The organism is Macrococcus brunensis, assembly GCF_022343725.1.
Lineage (GTDB): Bacteria > Bacillota > Bacilli > Staphylococcales > Staphylococcaceae > Macrococcus > Macrococcus brunensis.
Map to the genome: position 1 here is coordinate 879,903 of NZ_CP092179.1, position 13,016 is coordinate 892,918.

At 45.1% G+C, this 13,016-nt stretch carries 12 protein-coding genes; all 12 read left to right on the top strand.

Going from position 1 to position 13,016, the window contains the following annotated elements; all coding sequences use genetic code 11:
- The first annotated feature begins 92 nt into the window (after positions 1-92).
- The 12 genes from lspA to pyrE all read left to right on the top strand — a co-directional run bounded on the left by lspA (position 93) and on the right by pyrE (position 13,011).
- Positions 93-584, top strand: coding sequence for a signal peptidase II (gene lspA, locus MGG13_RS04620; RefSeq protein ID WP_239035529.1), 492 nt, complete (start codon positions 93-95; stop codon positions 582-584).
- Positions 571-1,476 carry an RluA family pseudouridine synthase gene (locus MGG13_RS04625; RefSeq protein WP_239035530.1) on the top strand — a complete coding sequence of 302 codons (906 nt, stop codon included), beginning with the start codon at positions 571-573 and terminating at the stop codon, positions 1,474-1,476. Before lspA ends, MGG13_RS04625 begins: the two co-directional genes overlap by 14 nt.
- A 190-nt stretch (positions 1,477-1,666) precedes the next feature.
- The gene (pyrR, locus tag MGG13_RS04630; RefSeq protein ID WP_239035531.1) at positions 1,667-2,191 is read left to right on the top strand and encodes a bifunctional pyr operon transcriptional regulator/uracil phosphoribosyltransferase PyrR; all 525 of its coding nucleotides are present in this window, start codon (positions 1,667-1,669) and stop codon (positions 2,189-2,191) included.
- Between the two features lie 99 nt (positions 2,192-2,290).
- Positions 2,291-3,598 (top strand): uracil-xanthine permease family protein, encoded by a 1,308-nt coding sequence (locus tag MGG13_RS04635; RefSeq protein WP_239035532.1) that lies wholly within the window; start codon positions 2,291-2,293, stop codon positions 3,596-3,598.
- An 11-nt stretch (positions 3,599-3,609) separates the two neighbouring features.
- Complete coding sequence (locus MGG13_RS04640; RefSeq protein ID WP_239035533.1) at positions 3,610-4,488, top strand: aspartate carbamoyltransferase catalytic subunit; 879 nt, start codon at positions 3,610-3,612, stop codon at positions 4,486-4,488.
- 1 nt (position 4,489) lies between these two features.
- Positions 4,490-5,770 (top strand): dihydroorotase, encoded by a 1,281-nt coding sequence (locus MGG13_RS04645; RefSeq protein ID WP_239035534.1) that lies wholly within the window; start codon positions 4,490-4,492, stop codon positions 5,768-5,770.
- Entirely contained in the window at positions 5,763-6,857 is a 1,095-nt protein-coding gene (locus MGG13_RS04650) for a carbamoyl phosphate synthase small subunit (RefSeq protein ID WP_239035535.1), read from the top strand. The genes MGG13_RS04645 and MGG13_RS04650 overlap by 8 nt, the downstream gene beginning before the upstream one ends.
- A complete protein-coding gene (gene carB, locus MGG13_RS04655; protein WP_239035536.1) occupies positions 6,850-10,023 on the top strand; it encodes a carbamoyl-phosphate synthase large subunit in 3,174 nt (1,057 codons plus the stop codon). The genes MGG13_RS04650 and carB overlap by 8 nt, the downstream gene beginning before the upstream one ends.
- A gap of 9 nt (positions 10,024-10,032) precedes the next feature.
- Positions 10,033-10,791: a dihydroorotate dehydrogenase electron transfer subunit gene (locus tag MGG13_RS04660; protein WP_239035537.1), complete on the top strand. Its 759-nt coding sequence runs from the start codon at positions 10,033-10,035 to the stop codon at positions 10,789-10,791.
- Positions 10,788-11,708 (top strand): dihydroorotate dehydrogenase, encoded by a 921-nt coding sequence (locus tag MGG13_RS04665; RefSeq protein WP_239035538.1) that lies wholly within the window; start codon positions 10,788-10,790, stop codon positions 11,706-11,708. The genes MGG13_RS04660 and MGG13_RS04665 overlap by 4 nt, the downstream gene beginning before the upstream one ends.
- Positions 11,708-12,406, top strand: coding sequence for an orotidine-5'-phosphate decarboxylase (gene pyrF / locus MGG13_RS04670; protein WP_133431016.1), 699 nt, complete (start codon positions 11,708-11,710; stop codon positions 12,404-12,406). Before MGG13_RS04665 ends, pyrF begins: the two co-directional genes overlap by 1 nt.
- Positions 12,400-13,011, top strand: coding sequence for an orotate phosphoribosyltransferase (gene pyrE, locus MGG13_RS04675; protein ID WP_133431015.1), 612 nt, complete (start codon positions 12,400-12,402; stop codon positions 13,009-13,011). The genes pyrF and pyrE overlap by 7 nt, the downstream gene beginning before the upstream one ends.
- The last annotated feature ends 5 nt before the right edge of the window (positions 13,012-13,016 follow it).

Below are 13,016 nucleotides of genomic sequence, written 5' to 3' on the forward strand. Positions count from 1 at the left end.
TATTTAACTACTTTAAAAATATTATGTAAACTTCAATTATATAAGACGATTTTCTTATTCTATGGTAGAATAATTGAGATTGGAGTGAAAATATGAAAAGAAAATATAATCTGCATCTGATGGTGCCGCTTGCTTTTTTTCTCATGGCAGCTGATCAGTTAACGAAATGGATGATTGTGAAAACGATGAATATCGGTGATTCAGTGTCAGTCATCGGTGATATTTTAGAAATTACATCTCACCGTAATCACGGTGCAGCGTGGGGCATGCTGCAGAATCAGATGACCTTCTTCTATATCATTACCCTTATCGTACTGGTTGCTATTATTTATTTCTATAGAAGTGAAGCGCCCTTCAAGCCTGTGATGCAGCTCGGTCTGACGCTCATTTTTGCGGGTGCTGTCGGTAATTTTATCGATAGATTGTTCAGAGGAAATGTCGTCGATTTTATCGATACAAAGATTATTAATTATGATTTTCCGATATTCAATGTCGCTGATGCGTGTCTGACTATGGGTGTGATTGTACTGATTTATGAGATTTTAGTGAATGAGAGTAAGGAGAAAAAGAATGCAAACATTTAACTTTGAAGTACAGGAAGAAGAGATCGGTCAGCGTATTGATAAATATCTGACAGACTCAAATAGTGACTGGTCACGTAATCAGATTCAGGACTGGATCAAGAATGGATTAGTCGTCGTCAATAATAAACAAGTTAAAGCAAACTACAAACTTCGTATGGATGATGAAATTGTGGTGACTGAAAAGCCGGTTGAAGAAGTCGATTTAGTAGCAGAGGATCTTGGCATTGAAATCTATTATGAAGATAAAGATGTCGCGATTGTCTATAAGCCTAAAGGCATGGTCGTTCATCCTGCCCCCGGCCATCCAAATGGCACACTGGTCAACGGTCTTATGTATGCGATAAAAGATTTATCGGGTATCAACGGTGAAATCAGGCCAGGTATTGTCCATCGTATTGATAAAGATACTTCCGGACTTCTGATGGTCGCTAAAAATGATATTGCCCATCGTGGTTTAGTCGAGCAGCTTGTCAATAAAACAGTGACACGTAAATATACAGCGCTTGTCCATGGCATCATTCCGCACGAATTCGGTACAATCGAGGCACCGATCGGCCGCAATCCACGTGACCGTCAGGAGATGTCAGTGCAGGATGACGGTAAACAGGCAGTGACACATTTCAATGTGCTTGAGACATTTGATAAATATACGTTAGTGGAATGTCAGCTTGAAACAGGGCGAACGCATCAGATCCGTGTGCACATGAAGCATATCGGTTATCCGCTGGCCGGTGACCCGAAATATGGTCCGAAGAAAACAATGGACATCGGTGGACAGGCACTGCATGCTGGGGTGATCGGCTTCGATCATCCTGTGACAGATGAATATATCGAACGTACTGCTGAGCTTCCGGAATATTTTGAGGAACTGATCCGTAAACTGAGAAAATAATCTTGAAAAGCAACGTTGCTATGACGTTGCTTTTTTAAATGGTAAAACTTGCATTTGACATCAATCTTCATTGTGGTAAGATGTAGTTAACTTAATCACGTTGCTTTTAACTGAGTCCAGAGAGGCTCATAAGGCGTTGAGCAGGATAACCTCACGTCTATTTGATGTGAGGTTTTTTAGGAGGGTTAAGATGAAAAAGCGAGTCATATTGGATGATAAAGCAATTGACCGAACATTGACACGTATCGCGCATGAAATTCTTGAGAACAATAAAGGGACTCAGAATCTAGTGCTGTTAGGTATCCGCACACGCGGTGTTTTTCTTGCACAGCGCATTCAGTCAAAAATCGAGCGAATTGAAGGCATGATTGTGCCTACAGGCATACTGGACGTCACTGAATATCGTGATGATGTGACTGACCGTGTCAGTTCAGATATCCAGGCTTTTCAGATTGAAGCCGATCTGAATGGCAAACATGTCGTGATTGTTGACGACGTGCTGTATACAGGTCGTACTGTGCGCGCGTCTTTAGATGCTATTTTGGACCATGTACGTCCTAACCGTATCAGTCTCGCTACACTCGTCGACCGTGGTCACCGTGAACTGCCGATTCGTGCAGATTTCATCGGTAAAAACATTCCCACTGCTTTAAGTGAAGAAATCATCGTCATGCTGGACGAAGTGGACGAAAAAACACAAGTCTATATTAAATAGCTCTTTTAAATCGGTACGAGAGACCGGCAAAGGGTAATTAAGTGAAAACTTAAGCCTCTTTGCATACGCAGAGAGGCTTTTTTTAAAAGGAGAATATATATGCAGATGAATGAAGAAATTTATGAAAGAACAGTCGAACCGATTTATGATGTTCACGAAAAACCTAAATCAAGTGAATGGCTGCTGCTCAGTTCACAGCACTTATTCGCGATGTTTGGTGCGACAGTCCTTGTGCCGTATTTAACAGGCCTACCTGTATCAGCTGCCTTGATTGCATCTGGACTTGGAACGCTGCTCTACATTTTGATTACAAAAGGGCAGATACCTGCTTATCTCGGCTCAAGTTTTGCATTTATCACGCCGATTATTGTTGGTTTAAAAACGCATGATTTAGGCGAAATGCTCGTCGCGCTCTTTATGTCAGGGTTGATGTACGTCATCATCGGCTTCCTGATTAAACTGAGCGGTACAGACTGGCTGCTGAAACTGCTGCCACCCGTTGTCGTAGGTCCTGTCATTATGGTTATCGGTCTTGGTCTTGCACCGGTTGCAGTCAATATGGCGATGTATACAGACAGTGGGGCCGCGACCGGCTATAACGGCAAATATCTGATTATCGCAGGGGTCACTTTACTGACAGTGATAGCGTTTAATATATTTGCAAAAGGCTTTTTTTCCATCATTCCGATCCTGATGGGGATTATTGCAGGTTATATCACTGCTGTGATGTTAGGTGTCGTTGACTTCACCGGAATTGCTAAAGCGCACTGGCTGCAGCTGCCTGAGATCTACATGCCTTACCGTGACTACACGCCGACGTTTGACTGGGTGCTGATCATGGTCATGATTCCGATTGTCTTTGTGACGGTCAGTGAGCACATTGGTCATCAGGTTGTCATCAATAAGATTGTCGGTCGTAACTTCTTCAAGAACCCTGGACTTCACCGCAGTTTAATGGGCGATGGTATTTCGACGATGGTTGCCTCATTAATCGGTGGACCACCGAGTACAACGTATGGTGAGAATATCGGGGTACTGGCCATCACAAGAATCTACAGTATCTGGGTTATCGGCGGTGCAGCAGTACTCGCACTCATCCTCGGTTTTGTCGGTAAATTTACTGCACTTGTTTCAAGTATTCCGACACCAGTAATGGGCGGGGTGTCCATCCTGCTCTTCGGTATCATTGCAGCAAGTGGTTTACGGATGCTCGTTGAGTCAAAAGTCGATTTCGGTAACAAACGTAATCTGATTATCGCATCTGTTATTTTAGTTCTCGGTATCGGTAAAGCACACATTGATTTCACAGTACAGAACATTCATCTGAACATTGAAGGTATGGCGCTTGCTGCACTCGCAGGCATCCTGCTGAACCTGATTTTACCTGAAGCAAAAGTACACGAATAGGAGCGGATATAATGGATAATTTCTTATCAATCGCACATCTCTCTAATGAAGAAATCATGTCAATCATCACGCAGGCACAGCGTATCAAAGCAGGTGAAGTCGACCGCTTTGAAGGCTATGCCGCTAATCTTTTCTTTGAGAATTCGACCCGTACCAAATGTTCATTTGAAATGGCTGAGCGTAAACTTGGGCTGGATGTCATTCCATTTGAAACATCAACTTCTTCTGTCACTAAAGGTGAAACACTTTATGATACAGCGAAGACACTGGAAAGTATCGGTGTCGATGTACTGGTCATTCGTCACCCGGAGAACGAGTATTATAAAGAACTCGTGAACCTCGGCATTCCAGTCGTTAATGGTGGAGACGGTAGTGGGCAGCATCCGAGTCAGTGTCTGCTTGACTTGATGACAATTTACGAGGAGTACGGTACTTTTGAAGAGCTGAACGTCCTGATCTGCGGGGACATCTTAAACTCGCGTGTTGCACGCAGCAATCAGGAGGCATTGACCAGGCTCGGTGCGAATGTTCGCTTAGCTGCCCCGGATTACTGGCAGGACAAAACGATTGATGCAGAGTACGTTAAGATAGATGACGTGATTGAAGAGCTTGATGTCTGCATGCTCCTGCGTGTCCAGCATGAGCGCCATAATGGTGGTAAGACGTTTGAAGAAGCACATTATCACCATGAGTTTGGTCTGACAGCTGAACGTTACAACAAGATGAAAGAATCAGCAATTGTCATGCATCCGGCGCCTGTCAATCGCGGTGTTGAGATAGAGACACAGTTAGTGGAAGCAAGTAAATCACGTATTTTCAGACAGATGGAAAATGGTGTCTACACGAGAATGAGTATTTTAAGTCATATTCTGAAAAAGGGAGAGAAATAGCATGAGTACATTACTGCGAGGCGGCCAGATTTTAGAGAACGGCCAGCTTGTTGAAAGAGACATCAGAATAGAGGATGGTAAAATTACAGAGATCGGAGAACGCTTAAATGTTTATAACAGCGATATCATCGACTTAAAAGGACAGTTTGTATCAGCAGGCTTTATCGATGTACATGTCCATTTACGTGAACCAGGCGGTGAGCACAAGGAGACGATTGAGACAGGTACAAAAGCTGCAGCCCGCGGTGGATTCACAACGGTCTGTCCGATGCCGAATACACGTCCAGTTCCTGATACTGTTGAAAACTTAGATAAACTGAACAAAACGATTCAGGACAGTGCTGTTGTACGCGTACTGCCATATGCTTCTATCACAGAGCGCCAACTGGGTGAGAACCTGGTGGACTTCTCAGCACTAAAGGAACATGGAGCTTTTGCATTCACTGATGACGGTGTTGGTGTCCAGACTGCTTCAGTGATGTACGAGGCTATGCAGCAGGCAGCGAAGCTCGATATGGCGATTGTCGCCCACTGCGAGGATAACTCACTGATTTACGGCGGAGCCATGCATGAAGGTCAAGTATCAAAGAAGCTCGGGATCCCAGGTATTCCTTCTATCTGTGAAGCGGTACAGATTGCACGTGACGTTCTGCTTGCAGAAGCGGCGGACTGTCATTACCATGTCTGTCACGTTTCAAGCATTCAGAGTATCAGAGCGATCCGCGATGCGAAACGTGCAGGTATTAAAGTGACAGCAGAAGTCACACCGCACCATTTACTGCTGAACGAAAATGTCATCACTGAAGATGATGCGATTCTCAAGATGAATCCACCGCTTCGTTCTAGAGAAGATCAGGAAGCATTGATTGAAGCACTGTTAGACGGCACAATCGATTTCATTGCGACAGACCATGCTCCACATGCGGCAGATGAAAAAAATCAGCCGATGGTCAAAGCACCGTTCGGCATTGTCGGCAGCGAGACAGCATTCCCATTACTTTACACGCACTTCGTTAAAAACGGCGACTGGACACTTGAACAGCTCGTTGAATACTTAACAACTAAACCGGCAGATGTCTTTAAACTGCCATACGGCCGACTCGCAGTCGGGGAACCGGCAGATATTGCTGTTATTAATTTAGATGAAGAATATGAGATTAAAGAAGAAGACTTCTTATCAAAGAGTTCAAACACACCGTTTATCGGAGAAAAAGTTTTCGGTAATGTGACATTGACACTGGCAGAAGGAAAAATCGCTTATCAGGAGGGGCAACATGCGTAAACAAAGATTTTTAGTACTGGAAGACGGCACGATTTTTAAAGGCTATCGTTTCGGCAGCGATAAAGAAACACAAGGTGAAATCGTTTTTAATACAGCGATGACTGGTTATCAGGAAACATTATCTGATCCTTCATATACAGGACAGATCATTACATTCACTTATCCGCTGATCGGTAACTACGGTATCAACCGTGATGACTATGAGACGTTGAATCCTTCATTAAAGGGGATGGTCGTGCGTGAGGCGTGCGAACTGCCAAGCAACTTCCGTAATATGGCTTCACTTGATGAGACGCTAAAAAACTACGATATTCCGGGGATTGATGGTGTAGATACACGTAAACTGACACGTATTATCCGCCAGCACGGTGTACTTAAAGCTGCATTTGTTAACGAAGAAGCAGATGTAGAAGCGACAATTGAAAGTTTAAAAACAGCTGAGTTTCCGACTGATGAAGTAGCGCAAGTTTCGACAAAGACAGCCTATGTTTCAACTGGTAACGACTTACGCGTTGTGCTGATTGACTTCGGTAAAAAAGAAAACATTGTCCGAGAACTGAACTTACGCGGCTGTGACGTTACAGTGATGCCTTGGAATACAACAGCAGAAGAAATCCTGCGTTTACGTCCGGACGGCGTGATGCTGTCAAACGGTCCAGGTAACCCGGAAGTCGTACAGGACGGCATCAATATGATTAACGGTATCCTCGGTAAAGTACCGTTCTTTGGTATTTGTCTCGGCCATCAGCTCTTTGCACTTGCATGCGGGGCTTCCACATTCAAGATGAAATTCGGTCACCGCGGTGCGAATCATCCGGTGAAGAACCTGGCGACCGGCAAAATTGAAATCACTTCACAGAACCACGGCTACTCAGTAGACCCTGAAACAGTGAAGGATACAGATTTAGTGATCACACACGCCGCACTGAATGACGGTACTGTCGAAGGTCTGCGTCATAAAGAACTGCCGGCATTCTCTGTACAGTATCACCCTGAAGCAAGTCCAGGTCCACACGATCCAAACTACTTATTCGATGATTTTATTCAGATGATGAACGAAAATAAAGGGAGTGTCATGAATGGCTAAACGTAATGATATTAAGACTATACTCGTAATTGGTTCAGGACCGATTATTATCGGACAGGCAGCAGAATTTGACTATGCAGGAACACAGGCCTGCCTCGCTCTTCGCGAAGAAGGTTACCGTGTTATCCTCGTCAACTCTAACCCGGCGACCATCATGACTGATACTGAGATAGCTGATAAAGTTTATATCGAGCCATTAACACTTGATTTTGTTGCACGTATTATCCGTAAGGAACAGCCAGACGCACTGCTGCCAACTCTTGGTGGTCAGACAGGGCTGAACATGGCAGTCCAGCTGCATGAAGCAGGTATTTTAGAAGAGAATAACGTTACTTTACTCGGCACAAAACTGTCATCGATAGAACAGGCAGAAGACCGCGACTTATTCCGCAGCCTGATGAATGAACTCGGTGAACCTGTACCTGAAAGTGATATCGTCAATGATGTTCAAGGAGCGGTTGATTTTGCGAATGACATCGGCTATCCGGTTATCGTACGTCCTGCATTCACGATGGGTGGTACAGGCGGCGGTATCTGTCATGATGAACAGGAACTGATTGAAATCGTGACGAACGGTCTGAAATACTCACCTGTGACACAGTGTCTGATTGAAAAATCAATCGCTGGCTTCAAAGAAATTGAATACGAAGTGATGCGTGACTCTAATGACAACGCAATCGTTGTATGTAACATGGAGAACATCGATCCGGTCGGCATCCATACGGGTGACTCAATCGTTGTGGCACCTTCACAGACATTATCAGACAGAGAATATCACATGCTGCGTGACGTTTCGCTGAAAATTATCCGTGCACTTAAGATTGAGGGCGGCTGTAATGTTCAGTTAGCGCTCGATCCGCATTCATATAACTATTACATTATCGAAGTCAACCCGCGTGTATCCCGTTCTTCTGCGCTTGCTTCTAAAGCGACAGGCTATCCAATCGCTAAACTCGCTGCGAAGATTGCAGTCGGTATGACGCTTGATGAGATGCTGAATCCTGTAACAGGGACAAGCTACGCTGCATTTGAACCGGCACTGGACTATGTCGTCTCTAAAATCCCGAGATTCCCGTTCGATAAATTTGAAAAGGGTGAACGTGTACTCGGTACGCAGATGAAAGCGACAGGCGAAGTTATGGCAATCGGCCGTACTTACGAAGAATCATTACTGAAAGCAATCCGTTCACTTGAATACGGTGTACACCACCTCGGTTTACCTAATGGTGAAGAATTCGAGCTGGATTTCATCGAGAAACGTATTTTAGAACAGGATGATGAACGTCTTTTCTTCATCGGTGAGGCACTGCGCCGCGGTGTGACACCAGAACATATTCATGAGCTGACTAAAATCGATCTCTTCTTCCTGAATAAAATGCAGCATATCATTGATATCGAGCATGACTTAAAAGATAACCCGGGCGATATTGATCATCTGATCTGGGCTAAAAAATATGGCTTCAGTGACCGTGTGATTGCACACCGCTGGAACATGACAGAACGTGAAGTATATGATTTAAGACAACAGCACCAGATTTTACCGGTCTACAAAATGGTGGATACTTGTGCTTCTGAGTTCGAATCGAGCACGCCTTATTTCTACGGCACATATGAAACAGAAAATGAATCAATCGTAACAGATAAGAAGAAAGTCATCGTTCTTGGATCTGGTCCAATCCGTATCGGTCAAGGGGTCGAGTTTGACTATGCGACTGTACACGCTGTATGGGCGATTCGTGAAGCAGGCTACGAGGCAATTATCATTAACAACAACCCTGAAACAGTCTCTACTGACTTCTCTATCTCAGATAAACTGTACTTCGAACCGTTAACAGAAGAAGAAGTTATGAATATCATCAACCTCGAGCAGCCGGAAGGGGTTGTCGTGCAGTTCGGTGGTCAGACGGCGATCAATTTAGCAGATAAGATCGAGAAATACGGTGTCAAAATCTTAGGAACATCTCTTGAGAACTTAGATAAAGCAGAAGACCGTAAAGAGTTTGAGGCGCTGATGCAGGAAATCGGTATCCCGCAGCCGCTCGGTAAAACAGCGACATCAGTAGAAGAAGCAGTAGCCAATGCGAACTATATCGGCTATCCGGTTCTCGTCCGTCCTTCATACGTCCTCGGGGGCCGTGCGATGGAAATCGTCTACGATGAACAGGAACTGACGAATTACATGACACAGGCTGTTAAAGCGAGTCCGGAACATCCAGTGCTGATTGACCGCTATCTGACAGGTAAGGAAATTGAAGTTGACGCAATCTGTGACGGTGACACAGTCGTGATTCCTGGTATTATGGAACATATTGAACGCGCGGGTGTTCACTCAGGTGACTCTATTGCTGTCTATCCGCCGCAAAGCTTATCACAGGAACATATCGACACACTGGCAGATTACACAGAACGTCTAGCGCGTGGTCTTGAAATTATCGGTCTACTTAACATTCAGTTTGTTATTGCTGATGATAAAGTCTATGTACTGGAAGTGAATCCTCGTTCAAGCCGTACAGTGCCGTTCTTGAGTAAGATTACAGAAGTACCGATGGCGAACCTCGCAATGAAGGCTGTACTGGGTGAGAAGCTGACAAATAAAGGCTACACAAATGGCTTAGTACCATTTAAAGAAGGCGTCTTCGTTAAGGCACCGGTCTTCAGCTTCAGCAAACTTAAAAATGTTGATATTACACTTGGACCAGAAATGAAATCGACAGGTGAAGTGATGGGTAAAGACATCACTTTAGAAAAAGCACTTTACAAAGGACTCGTAGCAAGCGGCCTGCAGGTCAAAGACCATGGTACAGCACTTGTGACTGTCGCTGATAAAGATAAAGAAGAAGCGACAGAGCTTGTTAAACGACTGCATAATGTCGGCTATCGCATCATGGCGACAAAAGGCACTGCGCAAGTCTTAAAAGACGCTGGCATTCCAGTCGTTGAAGTCAGCAAAATCGGTGACGAACTGAACTTGCTGGATGTCATTAAAGATGGCCGTGTACAGCTCGTCATTAATACGATGACAAAAGGTAAACAGTTTGAACGCGATGGCTTCCAGATCAGACGTGAGTCAGTGGATAATGGCGTACCATGTCTCACATCTTTAGATACTGCGCGTGCGTTGATCGGTGTCATTGAGAGTATGACATTTAATATGAATCAGATGTAGGAGGGTAACATGCAGGAAAAAATGACCGTTGTCAGTCACAATCTGATTGCACGTAATATATATGAACTTGTAATGCACGGTGACATCACTCGCAATATGAAGACACCAGGACAGTTTGTTCACATCAGAGTCGGAGATTCTTCTGAGTTTATGCTCAGAAGACCGATCTCTATCTGTGAAGTCAACATTGAAGAAGAGACACTCACTTGTCTGTACCGTGCAGATGGTAAAGGAACAAAGGCTCTGTCCAAAGCTAAAGCAGGCGACCAGATCGATATTTTAGCACCGCTCGGCAATGGTTTCCCTGTAGAAGCGGCGAAAGAGACAGCGCTACTCATCGGTGGCGGTATCGGAGTTCCTCCTCTGTACGAACTTTCAAAGCAGCTGAATGCAAGAGGCATCCGGACAATCCATGTGCTTGGATTTAATTCTAAAGATGATATCTTCTATGCCGACAAGTTTGCAGCGCTCGGCGAGACACATATCGCGACAGCTGATGGCAGTTACGGCACAAAAGGTTTTGTCACGGACGTCATCAAGAGTCTGCCGAAAACCTATGACACGTTCTATACATGTGGGCCAATCGTGATGATTAAAGCGATTCAGGAGACATTGCCGGATACTGAAGGCTATGTTTCACTTGAAGAACGCATGGGATGCGGCATTGGGGCATGTTATGCTTGTGTCTGCAAAGCGGATAATGACCACGGCTATGTCAAGATCTGTACAGATGGACCGGTCTTTAAGAAAGGGGAGCTGGAACTATGAGATTGAATGTAAAACTGCCTGGCCTCGACTTAAAGAACCCGGTGATGCCGGCATCCGGCTGCTTCGCTTTCGGTCAGGAATATGCTCAGTTTATGGATCTGAATAACTTAGGGGCTATTATGATTAAAGCAGCAACAAAAGAGCAGCGTTTCGGCAATCCGACGCCGCGTATAGCAGAGACGTCCAGTGGGATGATCAATGCGATCGGTCTGCAGAACCCAGGCGTCCATCATATTATTGAGCATGAACTTAAATGGCTTGAACAGTTCGAGACACCGATTATTGCTAACGTAGCAGGCTCTACAGAAGAAGACTATGTCTATGTAGCAGAACATATCTCACAATCACCGAATGTCAAGGCGCTGGAACTAAACATTTCCTGCCCGAACGTTAAAGAAGGTGGCATTCAGTTTGGGACAGATCCTGAGACAGCTGCACGGCTGACACGTAAAGTAAAAGAAGTATCCAGTGTTCCGGTCTACGTCAAGTTATCACCGAATGTCACGAATATTGTGCAGATGGCGCAGGCTGTAGCACCTTACGCTGACGGTCTGACGATGATCAACACACTCGTCGGCCTGCAGCTGAACAGCAGGACAGGCGCGCCTATCATCGCTAATACAATCGGCGGTTTAAGCGGTCCAGCTATCAAACCGGTAGCGATGCGTATGGTCTATGAAGTACGTCAGCATCTGGATATTCCAATCATTGCGATGGGCGGAGTGACTTCAGCTCAGGACGTTATTGACTATATATCTGTCGGTGCAGATGCAGTGGCTGTAGGAACTGCAAACTTCCAGAATCCGACTGTCTGTCAGGATATTATCGATGAACTGCCTGGACTGCTGGATGCACTTGGTGTTCAGCACATCCATGAACTCAAAGGTCGTACACTTGACATCCTGGGGGTAAAATAATGAACACTAATCCAATCATTGCACTTGATTTTAGAAATATGGAAGAAGTGCTGACTTTTCTGAAACCATTTGATGAGCAGCTTTTTGTTAAAATCGGGATGGAACTTTATCTGCAGAATGGTCCCACTATTGTTAAGGAGGTACGTGACCTTGGTCATGATATCTTCCTCGACTTGAAATTGCATGATATTCCGAATACAGTCGGTCAGGCGATGAAAGGTCTGGCGGGACTGGACATCCAGATGATCAATGTCCATGCAGCAGGTGGCAGCAAGATGATGACAGCAGCGCTTGACGGCCTGAAAGCAGGCGGTAGCCAGGCACAATTGATCGCCGTCACTCAGCTGACGAGTACGTCAGAAGAGATGATGAACGAGGAACAGGGCATACCTGGAAGTATTAACGACAGCATCGTGAACTACGCAAGGGTGACGCGTGATGCCGGTCTCGCCGGCGTCGTCTGCTCTGCAAATGAAAGTGCGCTGATTAGAGAAGCGCTGGGTGAAGACTTTCTCAAAGTGACACCGGGCATCCGTACGCTGGCAGATGCCAAAGGCGATCAGGTCAGAATTGCAACACCTGAATTTGCACGTCAGAATGGTTCGACGCATATCGTTGTCGGACGTTCTATTACGCAGGACAGTGATCCTGTTGCAAAATATCATTCTATTAAGAAAGCGTGGGAACAAGGATGTTAAAAGAAGAAATTGCAAAACGTTTACTGGAAATAGAAGCAGTATCGCTGAGTCCGGATGAGCCGTTTACATGGGCATCGGGCATCAAGAGTCCCATTTACTGTGACAACCGTCTGACAATGTCTTATCCTGAAGTTCGTGATGAAGTAGCCGCAGGACTTGTTACGCTTATTAAAGAACATTTCTCTGATGTAGAGGTCATTGCTGGAACAGCGACTGCAGGTATACCACATGCCGCGTTCGTTTCACAGAAAATGGCACTGCCGATGAGCTATGTACGGTCATCAAGTAAGAAGCACGGCAAAGGAAACCAGATTGAAGGTCTCGTCAAGCCTGGTCAGAAAGTGGTGGTCGTTGAAGATCTCATTTCAACAGGTGGCTCTGCAATTGATGCAGCAGATGCGCTGAAAGAACATGGCGCAGAAGTGCTTGGCATTGTTGCCATTTTCAGCTACCAGTTGAAAAAAGGTCAGGAGCGCTTACAAGCAGCTGGGTACCCGTACTTTACACTGAGTGATTTTGATTCACTGATCAAAGTAGCGGCAGACATGAAGAAAATTAAAGAACAAGATATCGCGACGTTAGTGGATTTCCGCGATAATCTTTAACCCTT